The sequence below is a fragment of the Variovorax sp. J22G73 genome, from assembly GCF_030317035.1.
Lineage (GTDB): Bacteria > Pseudomonadota > Gammaproteobacteria > Burkholderiales > Burkholderiaceae_C > Variovorax.
This window is the reverse complement of sequence record NZ_JASZYK010000003.1, coordinates 646,291-668,898: the sequence shown is the minus strand read 5'-3', so window position 1 is coordinate 668,898 and position 22,608 is coordinate 646,291. Positions and strand designations below refer to the sequence as shown.

Sequence of the window (22,608 nt, the reverse complement as noted above, 5' to 3'; positions counted from 1 at the left end):
CCATAAAGCGTATGTGGGGGCCGGTATGCCACGTACGGGGAAACCCTTGGCGCAGCGCTGCAATTACCGGGCCACCGGGCCACCCGGGCCATGCCCGGGTCCGGTGCCCTTCAGCCCGCGCGGATGGCCAGCCCGGCGGAAGCCACCAGCGTCGTGCCCGCCGCGGCCAGCAGCCCGCCCACCAGCCACTTCAGCGTGCGCGGCTGCAGCTTGTTCGGCAGGCGGTGGTGCAGCCGCGTCACGCCGTACACCACCGGCACGGCGCAGCCGGAGAGCAGCGCCGAGTAGGCCGAGAAGTGCCCGGTCGGCACCACGATCACGAGCCGCACCAGCGAGCTGAAGCCGAACATCAGCAGCAGCGCGCGCCGCACCAGCTCGCGGTCCAGCGGCTGGCGGTACATGTGGAAGACGATGGGCGGCCCCGAGCTGGAAAACAACCCGCCCAGCACGCCCGACAGCCCGCCGATGAGCGCGAAGCTGCGCGGCCCCGACACCGCCGGCAGCGGCCGGCCCTGCAGCACCAGCAGCACGGCGCAGCCCAGGATCGACACGCCCAGCAGCCCGCGCAGCCAGTTCACCGCGCCGCCGCTCAACCAGGTGAGCAGCATCAACCCGACGATGACGCCGACCGTGCTGCCGTTGAGCGCCGGCTTCATCAGCTGCCAGGGCACCACGCCGGGCCGGGCGCGAAAGTAGGTCCAGGCGTTGACCAGGCTCAGCACCGTGGCGGCGTTGGCGGTGTCGCTCACGCTGGCGATGTGGAACACCGACACCAGCCCGAGCAGGATGAGGCTGAAGGCGAAGCCGGTGAGGTTCTGCGCGTAGGTGGCCAGCGCCACGCAGGCCATGAAGACCGCCACTGGGCCGGCCTGGGGCATGATTTCTTGCACCGGGAACGTCGTCAGCGGCAAGCGCCGGACGCGACGAACACGGGGGCGGTGGAGAACGGGGGCTGGAGATGCGGGACCAGGGAAAAGCGGGACAAGGGGTGCGGAACGAACATTCGAAAGACCGGGAAAGCGGCGAGGCGCGAGGCGGGAAGGCGCCCCGAGAATACCGCGCTGAAGACGCGGAGACGCAAAGACGCAAAGACGCAAAGACGCAAAGACGCGCCACCGCGCCGCAGGCGTGAACCTGCGGATCGCGCCGCGGCCCGCTCAGCGCACCAGGTCCCAGCCCATCATCAACGCCGCGAACCCCATCAGCGCCGTGCCGCCCCAGCCCAGCCAGCGGGTGCGCCGGCCCGAGGTGAACACGCCCATCACTTTCTCGCGGGTCACCAGGATCATCATGGCCGCCATGATCGGCACGGCCACCACGCCGTTGATGACCGCGCTCCAGTACAGCGCCTTCATCGGGTCGATGGGCGTGAAGTCGAGCGCCGTACCCACCAGCGTGGCCACGGCGATGATCCCGTAGAACTCCTTGGCCTCGCGCCAGTGGCGCTCCAGCCCCTCTTCCCAGCCGAAGGCCTCGGCCACCGCATAGGCCGCCGACGACGCCAGCACCGGCACGGCCAGCAAGCCGGTGGCGATGATGCCGCCGGCAAACAGCCAGAACGCGAAGTCGCCGGCCAGCGGGCGCAGCGCCTCGGCCGCCTGCGCGGCGGAGGTCACGTCGTGCACCCCGGCCGAATACAGCACCGACGCGCCCACCACCATCACGAAGAAGGCGATGAGGTTCGAGAAGGTCATGCCCACCCAGGTGTCCAGCCGCACGCGCTTCAGGTCGTGGCGCACCTCCACGTCGTTGCCGCGCTGGCCGCCTTTCAGGCGCAGCTCTTCCACCTCTTGCGAGGCCTGCCAGAAGAACAGGTAGGGCGAGATGGTGGTGCCCAGCAGGGCGACGATCATCATCCAGTAGTCGCCGCTCCACTGCAGCCTGGGCACCACCAGGTCGTGCAGCACGTGCGACCACTCCACCTGCACCACGAACACCGCCGCCACGTAGGCGAACAGCGTGAGCGTGAGCCACTTCAGGATGTGCGCCAGCTTGCGGTACGGCACGAACACCTGCAGCAGCACCGTGACCACGCCGAACACCAGCGCATGAAAGTGCGCGCCGCCGCCCACCACCAGCTGCAGCGCCTCGCCCATGGCCGCGATGTCCGCGGCAATGTTGATGGTGTTGGCTACCACCAGCAAAAACACCAGCACCACCAGAAAGCCGCGCGGCATGTGCTCGCGCAGGTTGGCCGCCACGCCCTTGCCCGTGACCCGCCCGATGCGCGCCGACACCAGCTGGATGGCGACCATGAAGGGCAGCGACAGGAACACCGTCCACAGCAGCCCGGTGCCGAACTGCGCGCCGGCCTGGGTGTAGGTGGCGATGCCGGACGGGTCGTCGTCGGCCGCGCCGGTGACGACGCCCGGGCCGACGTGGCGCAGGAAGGAGGGAATGCGTTTTTTCATGTTCGTCCCGATGGTTGCATGCCGAGCCTGACCTGTACATGAACCCTGCGCAGGTTCATGCCTTGGCCTTTTCCGAAAACAGCGCGGTGATGACCTGGCGCAGCCACCGGTTGCCCGGGTCGGCCTCGAAGCGCTTGCTCCAGTGCAGCGACACGGTGAAGTCGCGCAGCGGAAACGGCGGCTCCACGATGGCGTAGTGCCCCTCTTCGGCGAAGCCGCGCGCGATGTTGCGCGGCATCACCACCGCCAGGTCGGTGGCGCGCACGATGGCCGGCAGCACCATGAAGTGCTCGGTCGTCAGGCGCAGCCGGTCTTCCAGGTTCAGCAGCTGCAGGATGCGCAGCGTGTCCGCGTGCGTGCGCACGGCCACGTAGTCGAGCTCCTGCAGGGCCGCGAGCAGCGCCTGCCCGCTGCGCCGCCGCTTCACGAACGGGTGGTCGCGCCGCAGCAGCACGATGTAGCGGTCGCGCAGCAGCTGGGTGCGCTGCGTGTCCTTTACGCGCGGCAGGAAACCGAAGGCGAAGTCGACCTTGCCGCTGTCCAGCGCGGCGGCGATGTCGCCCGTGGCCAGCGGCATGGTCTCCACCCGCACGCCGGGCGCCAGCTCGCGCAGCCGCGCCATCAGCGCCGGCAGGAAGCGGCCTTCGCCGATGTCGCTCATGTGGATGCGAAACAGCTTGCGCGAGGCCGCCGGCTCGAAGCGCTCGGGCTCGCTCAGCGCCTGCTGCAGCAGGGACAGCGCCGACTGCACCGACTCCGCCAGCCGCTGCGCGCGCGGCGTGGGCGCGACCCCGCCGGGGGCGCGCGTGAACAGCGCATCGCCCAGCAGCAGGCGCAGCCGCGTGAGGCCGTGGCTGGCCGCGGGCTGGGTGAGGCCGAGCGCCTCGGCCGCGCGGCTCACGTTGCGGGTGCGATAGACCGCATCGAAGAGCCGCAGCAGGTTGAGGTCGACCGCGTCGATATGCACGGATTTCATATTGGATAGCCGGATTATTTTATTGAAGTATGGCCCCGGCGTGACCACACTCGCCCTGTTCCCGCTCATCCCCCGAGCCGCACGGAGCCGCACAGCGCCACATGGCCGTGCGGCGCCACATAACGACGAGACACGATGGAAGTTTCATTCAGCAAGGAAGTGGAAATGCTGCGCCTGGGCGCCGGCGACACCTTCCACGGCGAGGGCATCCTCGCCATCACCAAGGGCCTGCTGCAGTCGGGCGTGGCCTACGTCGGCGGCTACCAGGGCGCGCCGGTGTCGCACCTGCTGGACGTCATGGTCCAGGGCAAGGCCTACATGGACGAGCTGGGCGTGCACGTGGAAGCCTGCTCCAACGAGGCCTCGGCCGCCGCCATGCTGGGCGCCTCCATCCACTACCCGCTGCGCGGCGCGGTCACCTGGAAATCGATCGTCGGCACCAACGTGGCGGCCGACGCGCTGTCGAACCTGTCGTCGCCCGGCGTGACCGGCGGCGTGCTGGTGGTGGTGGGCGAAGACTACGGCGAAGGCGCCAGCGTGATCCAGGAGCGCACGCACGCCTACGCGCTCAAGTCGAGCATGTGCCTGCTCGACCCGCGGCCCGACCTGGGCGTGATGGTGCGCATGGTCGAGGAAGGCTTCCGGCTGTCGGAGGCGTCGAACATGCCCTGCCTGATGGAGCTGCGCATCCGCACCTGCCACGTGCGCGGCAGCTTCGAGTGCAAGGACAACGTGGCGCCGGCCGTGTCCACGCGCGCGCTCATGACCGAGCCGGCCGGCTTCGACTACATGCGCCTGGCGCACCCGCCCGTCACCTTCCGCCACGAGAAGCTCAAGGGCGACGCGCGCATTCCCGCGGCGCGCCGCTACATCGTGGAGAACAGGCTGAACGAACTGGTTCCCGGCGGGCGGCATGCCGACCTGGGCATCGTGGTGCAGGGCGGGCTTTACAACGCGCTCATCCGCAGCCTGCAGCAGCAGGGGCTGGCCGACGCCTTCGGCGACACCGACATTCCCATCCTGGTGCTGAACGTGACCTACCCGCTGGTGCCCGAGCAGGTGGCCGACTTCTGCGTCGGCAAGCGCGCGGTGCTGGTGGTGGAAGAAGGCCAGCCCGAGTACATCGAGCAGGACATCGCCACGCTGCTGCGCCGGCGCGACATCCAGACACCGCTGCACGGCAAGGACCTGCTGCCCGCGGCGGGCGAGTACGGCGTCGAGGTGCTGTCGGGCGGCATCGGCGCCTTCGTGGCGAAGTACATCGCGGCCAGCGACACCAACGACGGCAACGACACCAGCGAAGCCAACGACGCAGCCTCCTCCGCGCGGGCCTGGCTCGCCGGCAACCGCGAGCGCCGCGAGGCCGTGGCCCGCCAGTTGAGCACGCCGCTGCCCAACCGGCCGCCCAGCTTCTGCATCGGCTGCCCGGAGCGGCCCGTGTTCTCGGCGCTGAAGCTGGCGCAGCAGGAGACCGGACCGGTGCACATCGCGGCGGACATCGGCTGCCACGCCTTCGGCACCTTCGAGCCCTTCTCGATGGGCCATTCGATCCTGGGCTACGGCATGAGCCTGGCGAGCCGCGCGGGCGTGGCGCCCATGATGAACCGGCGCACGCTGTCGATCATGGGCGACGGCGGCTTCTGGCACAACGGCCTGCTCACCGGCGTGCAGAGCGCCCTCTTCAACGGCGACGACGCGGTGCTGCTGATCTTCAAGAACGGCTACACCTCGGCCACCGGCACGCAAGACATCATCTCCACCCCCGACGACGAGGTGAAGGAGCGCGCCGTCGACAAGCAGCAGAGCCTGGTCGACAAGAACCAGACCATCGAGGCCACGCTGAAGGGCCTGGGCGTGCAATGGATGCGCACCGTGACCACCTACGACGTGGAGCGCATGCGCAAGACGCTGACCGAGGCGCTCACCAGCGACTTCAACGGCCTGAAGGTGGTGATCGCCGAGGGCGAGTGCCAGCTGGAGCGCCAGCGCCGCATCAAGCCCTGGCTCGCGAGCCTGCTGAAAAAGGGCGAGCGCGTGGTGCGCGTGAAGTACGGCGTGGACGAAGACGTGTGCAACGGCGACCACGCCTGTATTCGCCTGTCGGGCTGCCCCACGCTCACGCTGAAGGACAACCCCGATCCGCTGAAGGTCGACCCCGTCGCCACCGTGATCGACGGCTGCGTGGGCTGCGGCCTGTGCGGCGCCAACGCGCACGCCGCCACGCTGTGCCCCAGCTTCTACCGGGCCGAGGTGGTGCAGAACCCCAAGTGGCACGAGCGCCTGCTGCATGCGCTGCGCGGCGGCCTGGTGCGCGCACTGCAACCGGCGTGAAGGGCCAAGGCATGGAACAGAACAGGCCCCTCACCTTGCTCGTGTGCGCGCTGGGCGGCGAAGGCGGCGGCGTGCTGACCGAATGGCTGGTCGACATTGCGCGCCACGCCGGCTACGCGGCGCAGAGCACGTCCATTCCCGGCGTGGCGCAGCGCACCGGCGCCACCACCTACTACATCGAGGTGTTCCCGGTGCCGCTCGCGCAGCTCGGCGGCCGGCGCCCCGTGTTCAGCCTGAGCCCGGTGCCGGGCGCGCTCGACGCGATCGTGTCGTCGGAGCTGCTGGAAACCGCGCGCCAGGTCGGCAACGGCATGAGCGCGCCGCTGCGCACGCTGGTCATCAGCTCGTCGGCGCGCATCTTCACCACCGCAGAGCGCATGGAGCCCGGCGACGGCCGCGCCGACGCGCAGCGCCTGCTCGACGTGGTGAAGGCCTTCAGCCGCGAGCACCACGTGTTCGACATGAACGCCATCGCGCGCGACAGCGGCACGGTGGTCAGCGCCGTGATGCTGGGCGCCATCGCCGGCAGCGGGCTGTTTCCGTTTCCGCGCGAGGCCTACGAGCACGTGGTGCGCGGTGGCGACACCAGCGCGCCCGACAAGCTCAACAAGATGGCCGCGGCCAGCCTGCGCGGCTTTGCCGCCGCCTTCGACGCGGTGAGCGCGCCGCGCGCGCAGGCCGCGTTCGTCAGCAGCGTGCTGGCCGGCGACGGCAACGACGCGTCGCCCCCGCCCAGCGCCCTGCCCGCCGAACTGGCGCGCCGCTTTCCGCCGGCCGTGCACGACATGCTCACCCTGGGCCATGCGCGCGTGCTCGACTACCAGGACGCCGCCTACGCCGCGCTCTACGCGCAGCGCCTGGGCCGCGTGCTGGACGCGGAGCGCGCCGCCGACCCGGCCGGCGCGCAAGGCTTCGCCATCACCCGCGAGGCCGCGCGCTGGCTTGCGCTGTGGATGGCCTTCGACGACATCGTGCGCGTGGCCGCGCTCAAGGGCCGCGCCAGCCGCGCGCAGCGCGTGCGCAAGGAAGTGCGCGCGGGCGACGACGACATCGTGAAGGTGTACGACCACTTCAAGCCCGGCGCCGCCGAGTTCGCGGCGCTGCTGCCGCCCGGCCTTTCTCGCCGCGTGACGGCGTGGGACCGCGGCCGGCAGGCGCGCGGCCTCGCGCCGTGGGCGCTGCCGCTGAAGGTGGGCAGCCATTCGGTGATCGGCATGGCGTCGCTGCGGCTGCTGGCCTCGCTGCGCTGGCTGCGCCGGCGCGGCAGCCGCTTCGGCGAAGAACAGGCGCTGATCGAACGCTGGCTCGCGGCGGTGGAAGCCGGCACGCGCGATGGCTGGGCGCTGGGGCATGAGCTGGCGCTGTGCGGCCGGCTCATCAAGGGCTATGGAAGCACCAACGAGCGCGGCAAGGAAAACCTGCTGCACGTGACCGACCACCTCGCGGCGCAGCCCGGCGTGCCGGCGGCCGAGCGCGCGCAGGCCGTGGCCGCGGCGCGCAACGCCGCGCTGGCCGACGACGCGGGCCGCGCGCTCGACGCCGCGCTGGTCGAACACGGCGCGCCGGCGCGGCCCGTCAAGGCCCAGCCGATCCGCTGGATGAAGCGCAAGCCCACGGGCGGCGCCTGATACCGGCGACCAGCGACCAACGACCAAGGCCACGCCGATGACGCTTCTGCTCAACGTCGAGGACTACCGGCGCCGCGCACGCCGCGTGCTGCCGCGCCTGGTGTTCGACTACGTCGACGGCGGCGCGGAAGACGAGCGCTGCATGCAGCGCAACCGCGACGCGCTCGACGCCGTGCCGCTGGTGCCGGAGTGCCTGCGCGACACCAGTGCGCTGGACATCGGCATCGAACTGTTCGGCCGGCGCTGGAACGCGCCCTTCGCCATCGCGCCCATCGGGCTGGCCGGCCTGGTGCGCCCGCGCGGCGACGCGTTGATGGCGGCGGCCGCGCAGGCCGCGCGCGTGCCCTTCGTGCTGTCGACCGCGTCGAACACCCGCATCGACCATGTGCGCGCCGCCGCGCCCGACGCCACGCTGTGGATGCAGCTCTACGTGATGGGCGAGCGCGCCATCGCCGAGCGCGTGGTGCGGCGTGCCCGCGCCGCCCGCTTCGAAGCGCTGGTGCTCACGGTCGACGTGCCGGTCAGCGGCCTGCGCGAGCGCGACCTGCGCCACGGCTTTCGCGTGCCGATGCGGCTCACGCCGGCCACCGTGCTCGACATGGCGCGCCACCCCGGCTGGCTGCTGCGGCTGGCGCAGGGGGGCATGCCGCGCTTCGAGAACCTGCTGCCCCACCACGACGACAGCGAGGGCGGTAACGAGCCACCCGTCTCCGCCCAGGCGCAAGCCGCCCTGCTCTCGCGCACCATGGACCGCACGCTCACCTGGGACAGCCTGGGCTGGCTGCGCAAGCTGTGGGACGGGCCGCTGCTCGTCAAGGGCCTGCTCGGCGCGGAAGACGCCAGGCGCGCCGTGCGCCATGGCGCGGACGGCATCGTGGTCTCCAACCACGGCGACCGCCAGCTCGATGCGGCGCCGGCCAGCATCGCCGCGCTGCCGCGCATCGTCGATGCGGTGGGCGGGCGCATTCCGGTGCTGGTCGATGGCGGCATCCGGCGCGGCAGCGACGTGGTGAAGGCGCTGGCCCTCGGCGCCAGCGGCACGCTGGTCGGCCGCGCGCCGGTCTACGGCCTGGCCTGCGCGGGCGAGCAAGGCGCGCTCGCCGTGCTGCAGCTGCTGGCACAGGAAACCGAACGCACCATGACCTTGCTGGGCGCCACGCAGGTGCGCGAACTGGGCCCGCGCCATGTCGACCGGAGCGAATTCCGTTCGCCTTCCGAACAAGCCGCGAGCGTGCCGGCGCGCAACGAAAACACGCTCGGGAAAGCCTCCATATACCCGGCGAGCGCGACTGCCTAGATTGCGCAACCAGTTCAAACACATAACGAAGGAGACCATGACCACCACCCGCCACCCCCACCGTTCCAGGGCCCGCGCCCTGGCCCTGATCGCGGCCACCGCCGCGCTGGCGCTCGGCCTGCCGGCCGTGCAGGCGCAGGACAAGCCCGTGCAGCTCAAGCTCTCCAGCTGGGTGCCCGCGCAGCACCCGCTCAACCCCGCGCTGCAGGCGTGGGCCGACGACATCAAGAAGGAGTCGGGCGGCACCATCACCGCCATCCTGTTTCCGTCGGAGCAGCTGGGCAAGGCCTTCGACCACTACGACATGGCGCGCGACGGCATCGCCGATTTCTCCTACGTGAACCCGGGCTACCAGCCGGGCCGCTTCCCGGTGATGGCCGGTGCCTCGCTGCCCTTCCTGTTCGCCAACGGCAAGGAAGGCTCGGCCGCCATCGACGCCTGGTACCGCAACTACGCGGCCAAGGAAATGAAGGACGTGAAGTACTGCTTCGCGTTCGTGCACGACCCCGGCACCTTCCACTCGCGCAAGAAGATCACGCTGCCCACCGACGTCAAGGGCATGAAGGTGCGCCCGGCCACCAGCACCGTGGGCCAGCTCATCACCTCGCTGGGCGGCACCAACGTGCAGGCCTCGGCGCCCGAGTCGCGCGACATGCTGGAGCGCGGCGTGGCCGACGCCATCACCTTTCCGTGGGGCTCCATCGGCCTGTTCGGCATCGACAAGGTGGTGAAGTACCACATGGACGCGCCGCTGTACGTGACGCCCTTCGTGTGGGTCATGAACAAGAGCAAGTACGACGCCATGTCCGTCGCGCAGAAGAAGGTGGTGGACGACCACTGCACCAGCGAGTGGGCGCAGAAGGTGGCCGCGCCGTGGGCCGACTTCGAGTTCGCGGGCCACGCCAAGATGGCGGCGCTGCCCGGCCACGAGATCTACAAGCTCACGCCCGAGCAGCTCGACGCATGGCGCAAGGCCGCGGCACCGTCGGAGACGCAATGGGCCGACAGCGTGAAGAAGGTGGGCGAAGACCCGAAGGCCGTCATGGACGCGCTGAAGGCCAGCCCTTCCAAGTACAAGTCGGCGCTCTGAGCCATGGCCGCCCGGTCCGCCAGCTACATGGACCGCGCGATCAACCTCATCGAATGGCTCGCCGCCATCTTCGTGGGGATCGTCGCGCTCAACATCTTCGTGGCCGTGGTGCTGCGCAAGTTCTTCGACACCTCGATTCCCGACGCGTACGACTTCGGCCGCATGCTGCTGGGCATCCTGATCTTCTGGGGCATCGCGGCCACCAGCTACCGCGGCGGGCACATCACCGTCGACCTGGTGTGGACCGCGGCCGGCCCGCGCATGAAGCGCGTCATCGACGTGTTCGCCACGCTGGTGCTGCTGTTCGTGGTGGCGGTGCAGACCGCCATGCTGTTCGACAAAGTGCGCGGCACCTACGTGGACAACGTGCAAACCTACGACCTGAACATTCCGACCTGGCCCTTCTACGCCGTGGCCTGGGCCGGCGACGTGTGCGCGGTGCTGCTCATCGCGATTCGCACGTACCGGCTGATCTTTCACCCCGAGCAACTCGAAGAAGTTCACGCAGAACAGAAGGCGGATGAATGAGCCCCGATGCAGTGGCAGTGCTGGGCTTTGTGGCCCTCTTTGTATTGATGTTGTTGCGCGTGCCGGTCGGCATGGCGATGGGCCTCGTGGGCGTGGTCGGCTACAGCTACCTGGTCGGGCCCGGCCCGGCGCTGAAGCTGGTGGGCCAGACCTCGATGCGCACCGTGACCGACTACACCTTCGGCGTGATCCCGATGTTCATGCTCATGGGGGCGCTGGTGTCGGTGTCGGGCGTGAGCCGCGAGCTGTTCAAGGCGGCCAACTCCATGATCGGCCACCTGCGCGGCGGCCTGGGCGTGGCCACGGTGGTGGCGTGCGGCGGCTTCGCGGCCATCTGCGGCTCGTCGGTGGCCACGGCGGCCACCTTCTCGGCGGTGGCGTACCCGGAGATGCGGCGCTTCAACTACCCGCAGTCGTTCTCCACCGGCGTCATCGCCGCGGGCGGCACGCTGGGCGCCATCCTGCCGCCATCGACCGTGCTGGCCGTGTACGCCATCCTCACGCAGCAGGACATCGGCAAGCTCTTCATGGCGGGCATCGTGCCCGGCATACTGGCCATGGCGATGTACGTGATGACCATTGCCATCATCGTCAAGCTGCGGCCCGACTGGCTGCCCGGCGGCGAGGTCAAGCCGTGGTCGGAGCGTTTCAAGGACCTGAAGAACGTGTGGGCGCCGCTGGTGCTGTTCGTGTTCGTCATCGGCGGCCTCTACGGCGGCTTCTTCACGCCCACCGAGGCCGGCGGCGTGGGCGCGAGCGGCGCGTTCATCCTCGGGCTGGTGCGGCGCAAGCTCGACGGCCCGAAGATCCGCGAGGCGCTGCTGTCGGCCACGCGCACGGCGGCGGCGGTGTTCACGGTGCTGATCGGCGCGCTGCTGTTCGGCTACTTCCTCACCATCACGCAGAGCCCGCAGAAGCTCACCGAGTTCCTGACCGGGCTGGGCATCGGGCGCTACGGCGTGCTCGCGCTCATCATGGTCATGTACCTGGTGCTGGGCTGCCTGATGGACGCGATGGCGATGATCATTTTGACCGTGCCCATCATCTACCCGGTGATCGTGCACCTGGGCTTCGACCCTATCTGGTTCGGCGTGATCATCGTGATGACCGTGGAGCTCGGGCTCATCCATCCGCCGGTGGGCATGAACGTGTTCGTCATCAAGAGCGTGGTGAAGGACGTGAGCTTCACCACCATCTTCAAGGGCGTGCTGCCGTTCATCGTGACCGACATCGTGCGGCTGGTGATACTGATCGCGTTCCCCATCATTGCCTTGTGGCTGCCGACGAGAATGGGCTGATGAGCAACAGCATCAAAGAAATCGTCTACACCGCACGCGTCGAGTTCGGCGATTGCGACCCGGCCGGCATCGTGTGGTTTCCCAACTTCTTCCGCTGGATCGACGCGGCCTCGCGGCACTTCTTCGCCGAGTGCGGCGTGCCGCGCTGGGAAGAAACCACCGAGACCCTGGGCGTCATCGGCACGCCCCTGGTGGACACCCACACCCGCTTCGTGAAGACCGCCAGCTACGGCGACACGCTGCACATCGCGGTGCGCGTCACCGAGTGGCGCGAGAAGAGCTTCGTGCAGACCTACCGCGTGACGCGCGGGAGCGACCTGATCCTCGAGTGCGAGGAGGTGCGCATCTTCGCGGCCAAGCGCGAAGGCGGCGGCATCCGGGCGGTGGGGATTCCGGCTTCGATCCGGGTGCTCTGCGAGTAGGGAGCCGTCGGCGCGTCAGAGGGTTTCAGGCTTCGGCCTGCAGCCTGGCAAGCAGGCCGTCCACGCCGTGGTCGATCAGGTCGAACACCTCGATGAAGTCCTGCTGGCCGCCGTACCACGGGTCGGGCACGTCGCCCTCGATGCCGTCGGCGAACTCGGTGAACAGGTGCACCTTGTCCGCGGTGCCCGCGGTGCCCGCGGGTGCGAGCCTGCGCAGCGCGGCGCAGTGCTGGGCTGTCATGCCGATGAGCATGTCGAAATGCGCGAAGTCGGCCTTGCGCACCTGGCGCGCGGCATGGGCATGCATCTGGATGCCGCGGCGCTTGGCCTCGGCGACGGAGCGGCGGTCGGGCGGGTTGCCGCGCTCTTCGTCGGAGATGGCGGCGCTGTCGACCTCGACATCGAAGCCGGCGGCGCGGGCCTTGTGCATGAGCAGGGTATGGGCCGTGGGGGAGCGGCAAATGTTGCCGGTGCAAATAAACAAGATCGATTTTTTTCTCATCTTTATCGACAACCTGGTTGTGTGTTTCTCTCGTGCGGCGACGTTGCGTGGGCCCCACCGGGTAAGCCTGCGTCCTTCACGAACCATCGGCAATGGCCCATCGGCCCGCACCTCGAAGTCCATCATTCTCAGCTGCCAGCCGTCGGTCTAATCGACCGACACACCGAGCCTTTCATGGAGCCACGCATGAAACTCATGACCGTCGAACTGACGCATGAAGACGGGACCGATCTCGCGAACTGGTCGACCTTCGGCGAGACGCCACCGGCCGAAGCCTTCGACCGCCTCATCCGCGTGCTGGCCGAAACGCGCCGCTCGATGGAGCCCGCCTTCCCCGAGAAGCTGCCGATGCTGGTGAAGGAGCCGCCGCAAGTCGACGGCCCCGCCTGGCAATGGACCATGCAGGCTGACGGCCACCTGATCCTGAACGCGCGGCATCCGGGGCTGAGCTGGATCGGCTTTCGCATGCCCGACGTGGAAGCCTTCCACGCCAACCTGTCGGACGTGCTCGCCCAGCGAAAGGCGCTGCGCGAAGAACTCGATCCACCGATCCATCCGCCGTCTTGAGGCGCGCCCGCACTGCGGCGCAAACGCAACAGCGAGGCGATAACCACCCTGGCGCCAGCGCGGGGACTTCAGCCGGAGGGTTGACGCATTTCATGCCGCGGTGCAACAATTGGCAATCTTCATTTCGGAGCCCCGTGCGTGGACAGTGCCAGTTGGATCAGTGACAAGACGCGTGCCTCGGCAGGCGTGACACACCCGGCTCTCTAGCGCAGGCTCCCTTGCGCTGCGTGGCCGTCGTGCACGCAGCGTGACCCTCTTGCCCTCGGCGGCAAGCGGTTCTCCCCCTTCCGAATCCCGTCGTCTCGTTACTGACTTTTTCAGTCAGCTTGCGTGCGTCCGTGCGCGAGGTTTCCTTCAACGCGAAGGAGCCTTGTCATGCGTCACTTTCATCTTCGTCGTCAGCCACACCACGAACCGCTGCGCGCTCGTGCGTCGGCGCACGTGCCCGTCGACACGCCCGTGGCAGTTGCTGCTGCTGCCGTGCCGGTGGCTGCACCGGCCGTCGAAGGCGCGCTGGACCAGGCCGCGGCGCTGTGGACCACGCGCCGCATCCGCAGCTTTTTGGTGCTGCAGCCCGCTCACGGCCTGCGCCGCTGAACGCGCCGGCACCCTCCTTTCGCCCTTCTTCTTCACCACGCCTCGCAGCCCAGGAGCACACCATGGAACCAGCCTCTCGTTGGCGCCGTAGCGCGCCCCCTTCGCTTCGATCGATTGCAAAACCGCGGCACGCCGTCGCGCTTCGCAAGGGGTTGCTTCCGGCTGGTTGATGCCCGGAGGTTCTCCCGGGCGGGCGGCGGCCGCCCGAAGGAGAACCCCATGAACAACGTCCTCAAGTCTTTCTTTGAAAGCTTCCTGCGCAGCCGCCACATGCTGCATCACTTCGAGCGCTGGCAATCGCTGCTGGGCTCGAAGCCCGTCTCCGGCGGCTCGCTGCAGATGCCGCCCGACATCGCGAAGGCGCTGAACACCGCCTCGCGCACCGATGCCGGCGAAATGCTGGTCCGCCTCGACAGCTCGCCGCGCGGCCTGAGCGAAGGCCATGCGCAGGTGCTGCGCAAGCGCCTGGGCAGCAACGAGGTGCGCCACGAGCAGCCGCTGCCCTGGTGGCAGCACCTGTGGCAGTGCTACCGCAATCCGTTCAACCTGCTGCTGACGGTGCTGGCGCTGGTCTCGTACGTCACCGAAGACATGAAGGCCACGCTGGTCATCGGCAGCATGGTGGTGCTGTCGACCGTGCTGCGCTTTCTGCAGGAGTCGCGCTCCAACAAGGCCGCCGACCGCCTCAAGGCCATGGTGAGCAACACATCGACGGTGCTGCGCCCCGCGCCCGGGCAGAAGGCCGGCGCGGCGGGCGACGAAGGCTTCGACACCACGCACACCGGCACGGTGCGCGTGGAGGTGCCGATGCGCGACCTGGTGCCCGGGGACGTGATCGCGCTGTCGGCCGGCGACATGATCCCGGCCGACTGCCGGCTGCTGACCGCCAAGGACCTGTTCATCAGCCAGTCGGCGCTCACGGGCGAGGCCATGCCGGTGGAGAAGTTCGTGGTCGACCGCGGCGCGCACGACGCGGGCGTGCTGGAGCGGGAGAACCTGCTCTTCATGGGCACCAACGTGATCAGCGGCACGGCCAGCGCGCTCATCGTGCACACGGGCGACCGCACCTTCTTCGGCGCGCTGGCGCAGCGCGTGACGGCCACCGACCGCGGCACCAGCGCGTTCCAGGCCGGCATCAACCGGGTGAGCTGGGTGCTGATTCGCTTCATGCTGGTGATGGCGCCGCTGGTGCTGGTGATCAACGGCGTGGCCAAGGGCGACTGGTGGGAGGCGGCGCTGTTCGCGCTGTCGATCGCGGTGGGCCTCACGCCCGAGATGCTGCCGATGATCGTGACGGCTACGCTGGCCAAGGGCGCGGTGGTGATGTCGCGCCAGAAGGTGATCGTCAAGCGGCTGGAGGCGATTCACAACTTCGGCGCCATGGACGTGCTGTGCACCGACAAGACAGGCACGCTCACGCAGGACCGCATCGTGCTCGAGCGCCACACCAACGCCTGGGGCGAGGACTCCGACCACGTGCTGCAGTTCGCCTACCTCAACAGCTTTCACCAGACGGGGCTGAAGAACCTGCTCGACAAGGCGGTGCTGAGCCACGCCGAGATGCAGCTGGAAACGCGCCTGCAAACGGCCTACCGCAAGATCGACGAGGTGCCCTTCGACTTCTCGCGCCGCCGCATGTCGGTGGTGGTGGCCAACGGCGGCAGCGAGCACCTGCTGATCTGCAAGGGCGCGCTCGAAGAAATCCTGTCGGTGTGCACGTCGGTGGAGCGTGGGGCCGAGGTGCTGGTGCTCGACGCCGAGGTGCTCTCGCGCATCCATCGTGTGGCGTCGGAGCTCAATGCAATGGGCCTGCGCGTGGTGGCGGTGGCCAGCCGCGCGCTGAAGACCGAGGCGCAGAAGCCGGCCTACGGGGTCGCTGACGAGTCGGGCCTGACGCTGCTGGGGTACGTGGCCTTTCTGGACCCGCCGAAGGAATCGACGGCGCCAGCCTTGCGTGCGCTGGCCGAGCACGGCGTGGCGGTGAAGGTGCTGACGGGCGACAACGAACTGGTCACGCGCAAGGTGTGCGCCGACGTGGGCCTGGAGGTGGGACGCATCGTGCTGGGCCGCGAGGTGGAGGACATGGCCGAGGCCGACCTGCGGCTGGTGGTGGAGGCGCACCAGGTGTTCGCCAAGCTCACGCCGGCGCACAAGGAGCGCATCGTGCACGCGCTGCATGCCAACGGCCATGTGGTGGGCTTCATGGGCGACGGCATCAATGACGCGCCGGCGCTGCGGGCGGCGGACATCGGCATCTCGGTGGACGGCGCGGTGGACGTGGCGAAGGAGTCGGCCGACATCATCCTGCTGGAAAAGAGCCTGATGGTGCTGGAACAAGGCGTGATCCAGGGGCGGCGCACGTTCGCGAACATGCTGAAGTACATCAAGCTCACGGCGAGCTCCAACTTCGGCAATGTGTTCTCGGTGCTGGTGGCCAGCGCATTCCTGCCGTTCCTGCCGATGCTGCCGCTTCACTTGCTGGTGCAGAACCTGCTGTACGACGTGTCGCAGATCGCGATTCCGTTCGACAACGTGGACGAGGAATTCCTGAAGAGCCCGCAGCGCTGGAACCCGGCGGACCTGGGGCGCTTCATGGTGTTCTTCGGGCCGCTGAGCTCGGTGTTCGACATCCTCACGTTCACGGTGATGTGGCACGTGTTCGCGGCGAACACGGTCGACCACCAGACGCTGTTCCAGTCGGGCTGGTTCGTGGAAGGTCTGCTGTCGCAGACGCTGATCGTGCACCTGATTCGCACGCGCAAGATCCCGTTCCTGCAAAGCCGCGCGGCATGGCCGCTGCTGATCATGGGCGGGGCCATTGCGGCGGTGGGCATCTGGCTGCCGATGGGGCCGCTGGCGCACTACTTCAAGCTGGAGGCGCTGCCCTTGATGTACTTCCCCTGGTTGATCGCCATGCTCGTCGGGTATGCGTTGCTCACGCAGGCGGTGAAGGGGTGGTATGCGCGGCGGTATGGGTGGCAGTGACTCTTCTTGAGGTCGCTGTTCGGGGCGTGTGAACAGGCCGCCGGCGTGATCGCGCCCCTAACATGCACGCGTTGGCCAACGACAAGACACGCAAATGACACCCAAGACACGCAAACTGCTGGTGCTCGACCTCGACGAAACGCTGATCCATGCGACGGAGCACGCGCTCGGCCACGACGAGGACTTTCGCGTCGGCCCCTACCGCGTGCACCTGCGACCGCATCTGTCCGACTTCGTGAGCACCGTGCTCGCGCAGTTCGAGGTGGGCGTGTGGACGGCGTCCGGCGAAATCTATGCGTCGCAGGTGGTCGAGCGGATCTTTCCGAGCGGCACGCTGGCGTTTCTCTGGTCGAGCGCGCGCTGCACGACTTCGCGAGATTTCACGACCGGCGGCTACCAGACGATCAAGAACCTGCAGAAACTGAAATCCCGGGGCTACGCGCTCGAATCGATCATCGCCGTGGACGACACGCCGTCGAAGTACGCCCGGAGCTACGGGAACCTGGTGACGGTGCAGGAGTTCGTGGGCGACCGCGGCGATGCGGAGCTGCCCTTGCTGGCCGCCTACCTGTCACACCTGGCGGAGGTGCCGAACGTGCGGCGGGTGGAAAAGCGCAACTGGCGCGAGCATGTGCAGCGCCAGGCCGGCGATGCGCCGGCAGCCGGTTGAACGACACGAACGAAATCGACAAAGACGGCTACAACAACGGCTGCAGCGACAGCCACGACAAGAGGGAACCCTTCGATGCAAGCCATCCAGAACATCAACCTGCACTCGCTGCTCGACACCTTCATCAGCGTGGCGGCCGCCTTCATCCTCGGCTCATTGATCGGGCTGGAGCGCCAGGTGCGCCAGCGCACCGCGGGCCTGCGCACCAACGCGCTGGTGGCGGTGGGGGCGGCGGTGTTCGTCGACATGGCCAACCGGCTCGACGGCAGCGGCGGCGCGGTGCGCGTGGTGGCCTATGTGGTGTCGGGCATCGGCTTCCTGGGCGCGGGCGCGATCATGAAGGAAGGCGCCAACGTCACGGGGCTGAACACGGCGGCCACGCTGTGGGGGTCGGCGGCAGTGGGCGCCTGCGCCGGGGCCGATCTGCTGGGCGAGGCGCTGATCGCGGCGCTGTTCGTGCTGGCCAGCAACACGCTGCTGCGGCCCGTGGTGAACCGCATCAACCGGCAGCCGATCAGCGAAGAGTCGAGCGAAGCAACGTATGTGGTGCGCGTTATCTGTTCGCGCGCGGCGCGGCCCGAAGTGATGGACCAGCTGCTGCTGTTGCTGGAGGCCGCGAACTACCCGGTGCGCGATGTCGACCAGCACCCGTTCGGGCCGGCCGACACCGAGATCGGTGCGACGCTGTATGCAACGGCGGTCGAGCCCGCGGAGCTCGACCGGGTCATCGAAGACCTGGAAAGCCTCGACGGCGTGCAGCAGGCCTTCTGGAACGCTGCCGCCGAAGAGTGATTCGACAACCGGGGCTCAAACGCCCAGGATCGACACGGCCTTGGTGTTCAGGTAGGCCTCGAGCGCTTCCGGGCCGCCTTCCGAGCCGTAGCCCGAGTCCTTCACGCCGCCGAAAGGCATTTCCGGCGACGGCGTGGCGGGCTGGTTGATCCAGAGCATGCCCAGCTCGAGCTTCTGGCTCAGCAGGTGCGCGTTCTTGATCGACTTGGTGAACGCATAGCCGGCCAGGCCGAACGGCAGGCGGTTGGCTTCGGCAATGGCTTCTTCGAGCGTGTCGAAACCGCGGATGGCGGCGATGGGGCCGAAGGGTTCGTTGTTGAACACGTCGGCGTCCAGCGGCACGTCGGTCAGCACGGTCGGGGCGAAGAAGTTGCCGGTGTCGCCCACGCGTTCGCCGCCGGCGGCCACGGTGGCGCCCTTCTTGCGCGCGTCGTCCAGCACGTGCGCCATGGCCGTCAGGCGGCGGGCGTTGGCCAGCGGGCCGATGGTCGTGCCTTCGGCCAGGCCGTCGCCGAGCTTCAGGCCTTCGGTGTACTTCACCAGCGTGCGGGCGAATTCTTCGCGCAGGCTGTTGTGCACCAGGAAGCGGGTCGGCGAGATGCAGACCTGGCCCGCGTTGCGGAACTTGGCGGCGCCGGCGGCCTTCACGGCCAGGGCCACGTCGGCGTCTTCGGCGACGATGACCGGGGCGTGGCCGCCCAGCTCCATGGTCACGCGCTTCATGTGCGAGCCGGCCAGCGCGGCCAGCTGCTTGCCCACCGGGGTCGAGCCGGTGAAGGTGACCTTGCGGATGATCGGGTGAGCGATCAGGTAGTTCGAGATTTCAGCGGGGTTGCCGAACACCAGGCCCACGGTGCCGGGCGGAATGCCGGCGTCGACAAAGGCCTGCAGCAGCGCAGCAGGCGATGCCGGGGTTTCCTCGGGCGCCTTCACCAGGAACGAGCAGCCGGTGGCCAGCGCCGCGCCGAGCTTGCGCACGATCTGGTTGATGGGGAAGTTCCACGGCGTGAACGCGGCGACGGGGCCCAACGGTTCCTTCAGCACCAGTTGCTGCGCGGCCAGGTTGCGCGAGGGCACGATGCGGCCGTACACGCGGCGGCCTTCGTCGGCGAACCATTCGATGATGTCCGCGGCGGCCAGCGTTTCGCCCTTGGCTTCGGCCAGCGGCTTGCCTTGTTCCTGCGTGAGCAGCTTGGCGATGTCGCCGGCGCGTTCGCGGATCAGGCCGGCGGCGCGGCGCATGACGGCGGCGCGCTCGTTGGCGGGGGTGTTGCGCCACTTGTCGAAGCCGCGCTGTGCAGCGGCCAGGGCGCGGTCGAGGTCGGCGATGCTGGCGTGCGCCACCTTGCCGATGGCCTTGCCGGTGGCGGGGTTCACGACGTCCAGCGTCTTGCCGCCGGTGGCGTCGACCCATTCGTTGTCGATCAGCAGGCGGGTGTCGGTGTAGGTGGCGGTCATGCGAACTTTTCCTTCGAGGACTTGGGTGTGAAAAAGGGGAATCTGGGTGTCCGGCGCGGCATCCCCGGGGGGATGCGCTGTAGACAACGGCGGCCAAGACGGCATCAGGGCTGCCGGGGCCATAGATTAACCCGAGTTCACAATGCCCGCGCGGCGCTCGCGAACACCCCCGGAACAGCCCCGGAACAGCCTCGGAACAGCCTCGGAACCCCCCGCTTACAAGATCAGCAATGCCCGGAAGTCGTTGACATTGGTGTGCGTGGGCCCCGTCACGAACAGGTCGCCGATGGCATCGAAGTAACCGTAGGCGTCATTGCGGTCGAGGTGGTCCGACAGCTTGCGGCCCGCGGCGGTGGCGCGCGCCAGCGTGTCGGGCGTGACGAAGGCGCCCGCGTTGTCTTCCACGCCGTCGATGCCGTCGGTGTCGGCCGCCAGCGCCCAGACCTGCGGCTGGCCCATGAGCGCGCCCGACAGGCCCATGCAGAACTCGCCCGCCCGCCCGCCCCGGCCCTTGGCCTGGCCGGGCTGGCGGGGGCGGATGGTGACCGTGGTTTCCCCGCCCGACAGGATCACGCAGGGCCGCGCGAAAGGTTCGCCGCGGTGCGCCACGGCGCGTGCCAGCGCGGCGTGCACCTTGCCGACCTCGCGCGATTCGCCTTCGATCTCGTCGCTGAGGATGTGCGCTTCCACGCCAGCCTCGCGCGCCGCCTTGGCCGCCGCTTCGAGCGACTGCTGGGGCGTGGCGATCATGTGTGTTTCGTGCCCTTCGAACACGGCGTCGCCCGGCTTGGGCGTCTCGAGTTCGCCGCTTTCGAGGCGGGCCCGCACCGGCGCGGGCACCTCGATGACGTAGCGGTCGAGGATGGCCAGCGCGTCGGCGCAGGTGGTGGCGTCGGGCACGGTCGGGCCGCTGGCGATGACGGCGGCGTCGTCGCCCGGCACGTCGCTGATGGTCAGCGTGACCACGCGGGCCGGCGCGCAGGCCGCGGCCAGCCGTCCGCCCTTGATGCGCGACAGGTGCTTGCGCACGCAGTTCATCTCGCCGATGCCGGCGCCGCTGTCGAGCAGTTGCTTGTTGATGCGCTGCTTGTCGGCCAGCGTGAGGCCTTCGGCCGGCAGCACCAGCAGCGACGAGCCCCCGCCCGAAATCAGGCACAACACCAGGTCGTCGGCCGTGAGGCCCTGCGCCAGCGCGAGCATGCGCTCGGCGGCCTGCTGCCCGGCCGCGTCGGGCACGGGGTGCGCGGCCTCGACGATCTCGATGCGCTGCGGCACGCCCTCGGGGCGCGGCGGAATGTGCTCGTAGCGCGTGACGACGAGCCCCGACAGCGGCGCGTCAGCCGGCCACAGCGCTTCGAGCGCCTGCACCATCGAGCCGCCCGCCTTGCCGGCGCCCAGCACCAGGGTGCGGCCCTTCTTCGGGTCCGGCGGCTGGGGCAGGTGCGCGCCCAACGTGGACAGCGGCAGCGCGCGGTCCACCGCCACGCGGTAGAGATGTTCGAGGAAGGCGCGCGGGTTGTCGCGCGGATCGGGGGCGTGGGTGGGGCCGAAGCCCGGTGTCGGTGCGGTCATGGCTGCTTTTGTCTCCAGTCCGGCGATTGTGCTGCGGACCGTGCCCCGCCCCCGCCGGTCCTTGGTTGTCTCGGGCTAGTTGGTCTTGGCGCCGGCCTGGAACCAGCGGCTGATGAGCGCGCGTTCCTCGTCGGTGATGCCGGTGGCGTTGTTCATCGGCATGATCTTCGTGACCACCACCTGCTGGTAGATCGCCTGCGCATGCGCGGCCACCTGCTCGGGCGAGTCGACGCGCACGTTCTTCATCTGCACCGCGGGGCCATGGCACATGAAGCAGCGCTGCTCCAGCACCTTCTGCACCTGCGCGAACGGCACCACGGGTGCCGCGGTGGAGGCCACCGGCGCCGCCGCGGGCTCGGGCTTCATCCACACGATGGTCAGGCCCAGCACCACGATGCCCACGAGCGCGTAGGGAATCGGGTTGCCCGCGTTGCCCAGCTTGAAGCGGTGGCGCACCACGAAGAACTGCCGAATGGCCGCGCCGCCGAGCATGATCAGCAGCAGCACCACCCAGTTGTACTTGTGCGTGTAGGTGAAGCTGTAGTGGTTGCTGAGCATCGCGAACAGCACCGGCAGCGTGAAGTAGGTGTTGTGCACGCTGCGCTGCTTGCCGCGCTGGCCGTGCACCGGGTCGACCGGGCGGCCTTCGCGCAGGGCCTGCACGTTCTTGCGCTGGCCGGGAATGATCCAGAAGAACACGTTGCCGCTCATGGTCGTGGCCATCATGGCGCCCACCAGCAGGAAGGCCGCGCGGCCCGCGAACCACTGGCAGGCCAGCCAGGTCGCGAAGACGATGAACACGGCAATCAGCACGCCGACGATGGTGTCGCCGTTCTTACGGCGCCCGAACACCTGGCAGATGCCGTCGTACACCATCCAGAACACGACGAAGAAGGCCAGCGCCACGGCAATGGCGGCACCGGGTTGCCAGTCCATCTTCGACTTGTCGATGAGGTAGGTGCTCGCGTTCCACAGGTACGACATGGTGAACAGCGAGAACCCGGTGATCCAGGTGCTGTAGCTCTCCCAGTACGACCAGTGCAGGTGGTCCGGCAGCTTCTTGGGCGCCAGCGCGTACTTCTGCATGTTGTAGAAGCCGCCGCCGTGCACGGCCCATTGCTCGCCGCCCACGCCCTTGTCGAGCGACTCCTGGTCCTGCGGCTTCTCGAGGCTGTTGTCCAGCATCACGAAGTAGAAGGAGGCGCCGATCCATGCGATGGCGGTGATGACGTGGACCCAGCGCAGCAGCAGGTTCGCCCAGTCGAGGTAGTAGCTTTCCATGTGCTCTCTCTCAACCCAGCCGGCGCGTGGGGGCGCCGGGAAGGGGTTTCAGCCTGCTCACCACCGCGGGCACTGTAAGCAGAGAAAGTGCCGCGAACGCAGGCTCCATGAAATGGGCCTCGCTCCGCTGCGGCTTGTTGTGGACCGAAAGTGTATACAGTTTTGGCACGAATCGGCGTGATTTTTTAGGGGCGGCTTCGCCG

The 22,608-nt window shown here is 68.7% G+C and carries 19 protein-coding genes; 12 read left to right on the top strand and 7 right to left on the bottom strand.

The features are described 5' to 3' along the window. Positions 1–110 precede the first annotated feature (110 nt). The 3 genes from QTI51_RS15620 to QTI51_RS15610 form a co-directional block, all read right to left on the bottom strand. Positions 111–878, bottom strand: coding sequence for a sulfite exporter TauE/SafE family protein (locus QTI51_RS15620; RefSeq protein WP_286514953.1), 768 nt, complete (start codon positions 876–878; stop codon positions 111–113). Positions 879–1,157: 279 nt separating this feature from the next. Beyond that, positions 1,158–2,411, bottom strand: a complete 1,254-nt coding sequence (locus QTI51_RS15615) for an NRAMP family divalent metal transporter (RefSeq protein ID WP_116913377.1) — start codon at positions 2,409–2,411, stop codon at positions 1,158–1,160. Between the two features lie 55 nt (positions 2,412–2,466). Beyond that, positions 2,467–3,387 carry a LysR family transcriptional regulator gene (locus tag QTI51_RS15610; RefSeq protein ID WP_286514952.1) on the bottom strand — a complete coding sequence of 307 codons (921 nt, stop codon included), beginning with the start codon at positions 3,385–3,387 and terminating at the stop codon, positions 2,467–2,469. Positions 3,388–3,522: 135 nt separating this feature from the next. On the opposite strand from QTI51_RS15610, the gene QTI51_RS15605 reads away from it, so the two are divergent. The 7 genes from QTI51_RS15605 to QTI51_RS15575 are packed head-to-tail and all read left to right on the top strand — an operon-like array spanning position 3,523 to position 11,981. After that, entirely contained in the window at positions 3,523–5,718 is a 2,196-nt protein-coding gene (locus tag QTI51_RS15605; RefSeq protein ID WP_286514951.1) for a thiamine pyrophosphate-dependent enzyme, read from the top strand. 11 nt (positions 5,719–5,729) lie between these two features. Beyond that, complete coding sequence (locus tag QTI51_RS15600) at positions 5,730–7,346, top strand: indolepyruvate oxidoreductase subunit beta family protein (protein WP_286514949.1); 1,617 nt, start codon at positions 5,730–5,732, stop codon at positions 7,344–7,346. A 37-nt stretch (positions 7,347–7,383) separates the two neighbouring features. Beyond that, entirely contained in the window at positions 7,384–8,643 is a 1,260-nt protein-coding gene (locus QTI51_RS15595; RefSeq protein ID WP_286514948.1) for an alpha-hydroxy acid oxidase, read from the top strand. Between the two features lie 37 nt (positions 8,644–8,680). After that, positions 8,681–9,733, top strand: a complete 1,053-nt coding sequence (locus QTI51_RS15590) for a TRAP transporter substrate-binding protein (RefSeq protein ID WP_286514946.1) — start codon at positions 8,681–8,683, stop codon at positions 9,731–9,733. Between the two features lie 3 nt (positions 9,734–9,736). After that, a complete protein-coding gene (locus QTI51_RS15585) occupies positions 9,737–10,261 on the top strand; it encodes a TRAP transporter small permease (protein WP_286514945.1) in 525 nt (174 codons plus the stop codon). Further along, a complete protein-coding gene (locus QTI51_RS15580; protein WP_286514943.1) occupies positions 10,258–11,559 on the top strand; it encodes a TRAP transporter large permease in 1,302 nt (433 codons plus the stop codon). Before QTI51_RS15585 ends, QTI51_RS15580 begins: the two co-directional genes overlap by 4 nt. Then, positions 11,559–11,981 (top strand): acyl-CoA thioesterase, encoded by a 423-nt coding sequence (locus QTI51_RS15575; RefSeq protein ID WP_286514941.1) that lies wholly within the window; start codon positions 11,559–11,561, stop codon positions 11,979–11,981. Before QTI51_RS15580 ends, QTI51_RS15575 begins: the two co-directional genes overlap by 1 nt. A gap of 25 nt (positions 11,982–12,006) precedes the next feature. On the opposite strand, the gene QTI51_RS15570 is transcribed toward QTI51_RS15575, so the two are convergent. Further along, positions 12,007–12,483, bottom strand: a complete 477-nt coding sequence (locus QTI51_RS15570; protein WP_286514940.1) for a low molecular weight protein-tyrosine-phosphatase — start codon at positions 12,481–12,483, stop codon at positions 12,007–12,009. A 186-nt stretch (positions 12,484–12,669) separates the two neighbouring features. On the opposite strand from QTI51_RS15570, the gene QTI51_RS15565 reads away from it, so the two are divergent. From QTI51_RS15565 to QTI51_RS15545, 5 genes are all read left to right on the top strand, one after another. Next, positions 12,670–13,050 (top strand): hypothetical protein, encoded by a 381-nt coding sequence (locus QTI51_RS15565; RefSeq protein WP_286514939.1) that lies wholly within the window; start codon positions 12,670–12,672, stop codon positions 13,048–13,050. A gap of 375 nt (positions 13,051–13,425) precedes the next feature. Next, on the top strand, positions 13,426–13,647 hold the full coding sequence (locus tag QTI51_RS15560; RefSeq protein WP_286514938.1) for a hypothetical protein: 222 nt from the start codon (positions 13,426–13,428) through the stop codon (positions 13,645–13,647). A 219-nt stretch (positions 13,648–13,866) separates the two neighbouring features. Next, positions 13,867–16,632, top strand: a complete 2,766-nt coding sequence (gene mgtA, locus QTI51_RS15555; protein WP_286514937.1) for a magnesium-translocating P-type ATPase — start codon at positions 13,867–13,869, stop codon at positions 16,630–16,632. Positions 16,633–16,726: 94 nt separating this feature from the next. Continuing rightward, positions 16,727–17,302, top strand: coding sequence for an HAD family hydrolase (locus QTI51_RS15550; RefSeq protein WP_286514936.1), 576 nt, complete (start codon positions 16,727–16,729; stop codon positions 17,300–17,302). A 75-nt stretch (positions 17,303–17,377) separates the two neighbouring features. Further along, the gene (locus QTI51_RS15545) at positions 17,378–18,094 is read left to right on the top strand and encodes an MgtC/SapB family protein (RefSeq protein ID WP_286514935.1); all 717 of its coding nucleotides are present in this window, start codon (positions 17,378–17,380) and stop codon (positions 18,092–18,094) included. Positions 18,095–18,109: 15 nt separating this feature from the next. On the opposite strand, the gene QTI51_RS15540 is transcribed toward QTI51_RS15545, so the two are convergent. The 3 genes from QTI51_RS15540 to QTI51_RS15530 all read right to left on the bottom strand — a co-directional run bounded on the left by QTI51_RS15540 (position 18,110) and on the right by QTI51_RS15530 (position 22,405). Continuing rightward, positions 18,110–19,552: an NAD-dependent succinate-semialdehyde dehydrogenase gene (locus QTI51_RS15540; protein ID WP_116913390.1), complete on the bottom strand. Its 1,443-nt coding sequence runs from the start codon at positions 19,550–19,552 to the stop codon at positions 18,110–18,112. Between the two features lie 216 nt (positions 19,553–19,768). Beyond that, positions 19,769–21,124, bottom strand: coding sequence for a glycerate kinase type-2 family protein (locus tag QTI51_RS15535; protein ID WP_286514934.1), 1,356 nt, complete (start codon positions 21,122–21,124; stop codon positions 19,769–19,771). A gap of 75 nt (positions 21,125–21,199) precedes the next feature. Then, positions 21,200–22,405 carry a urate hydroxylase PuuD gene (locus QTI51_RS15530; protein WP_286514932.1) on the bottom strand — a complete coding sequence of 402 codons (1,206 nt, stop codon included), beginning with the start codon at positions 22,403–22,405 and terminating at the stop codon, positions 21,200–21,202. Positions 22,406–22,608 lie beyond the last annotated feature (203 nt).

Bases quoted from the DNA above. Each gene is read 5' to 3' on its own strand.
- QTI51_RS15620 (WP_286514953.1), bottom strand. From the start codon at position 878: ATGCCCCAGGCCGGCCCAGTGGCGGTCTTCATGGCCTGCGTGGCGCTG.
- QTI51_RS15615 (WP_116913377.1), bottom strand. From the start codon at position 2,411: ATGAAAAAACGCATTCCCTCCTTCCTGCGCCACGTCGGCCCGGGCGTC.
- QTI51_RS15610 (WP_286514952.1), bottom strand. From the start codon at position 3,387: ATGAAATCCGTGCATATCGACGCGGTCGACCTCAACCTGCTGCGGCTC.
- QTI51_RS15605 (WP_286514951.1), top strand. From the start codon at position 3,523: ATGGAAGTTTCATTCAGCAAGGAAGTGGAAATGCTGCGCCTGGGCGCC.
- QTI51_RS15600 (WP_286514949.1), top strand. From the start codon at position 5,730: ATGGAACAGAACAGGCCCCTCACCTTGCTCGTGTGCGCGCTGGGCGGC.
- QTI51_RS15595 (WP_286514948.1), top strand. From the start codon at position 7,384: ATGACGCTTCTGCTCAACGTCGAGGACTACCGGCGCCGCGCACGCCGC.
- QTI51_RS15590 (WP_286514946.1), top strand. From the start codon at position 8,681: ATGACCACCACCCGCCACCCCCACCGTTCCAGGGCCCGCGCCCTGGCC.
- QTI51_RS15585 (WP_286514945.1), top strand. From the start codon at position 9,737: ATGGCCGCCCGGTCCGCCAGCTACATGGACCGCGCGATCAACCTCATC.
- QTI51_RS15580 (WP_286514943.1), top strand. From the start codon at position 10,258: ATGAGCCCCGATGCAGTGGCAGTGCTGGGCTTTGTGGCCCTCTTTGTA.
- QTI51_RS15575 (WP_286514941.1), top strand. From the start codon at position 11,559: ATGAGCAACAGCATCAAAGAAATCGTCTACACCGCACGCGTCGAGTTC.
- QTI51_RS15570 (WP_286514940.1), bottom strand. From the start codon at position 12,483: ATGAGAAAAAAATCGATCTTGTTTATTTGCACCGGCAACATTTGCCGC.
- QTI51_RS15565 (WP_286514939.1), top strand. From the start codon at position 12,670: ATGAAACTCATGACCGTCGAACTGACGCATGAAGACGGGACCGATCTC.
- QTI51_RS15560 (WP_286514938.1), top strand. From the start codon at position 13,426: ATGCGTCACTTTCATCTTCGTCGTCAGCCACACCACGAACCGCTGCGC.
- mgtA (WP_286514937.1), top strand. From the start codon at position 13,867: ATGAACAACGTCCTCAAGTCTTTCTTTGAAAGCTTCCTGCGCAGCCGC.
- QTI51_RS15550 (WP_286514936.1), top strand. From the start codon at position 16,727: ATGACACCCAAGACACGCAAACTGCTGGTGCTCGACCTCGACGAAACG.
- QTI51_RS15545 (WP_286514935.1), top strand. From the start codon at position 17,378: ATGCAAGCCATCCAGAACATCAACCTGCACTCGCTGCTCGACACCTTC.
- QTI51_RS15540 (WP_116913390.1), bottom strand. From the start codon at position 19,552: ATGACCGCCACCTACACCGACACCCGCCTGCTGATCGACAACGAATGG.
- QTI51_RS15535 (WP_286514934.1), bottom strand. From the start codon at position 21,124: ATGACCGCACCGACACCGGGCTTCGGCCCCACCCACGCCCCCGATCCG.
- QTI51_RS15530 (WP_286514932.1), bottom strand. From the start codon at position 22,405: ATGGAAAGCTACTACCTCGACTGGGCGAACCTGCTGCTGCGCTGGGTC.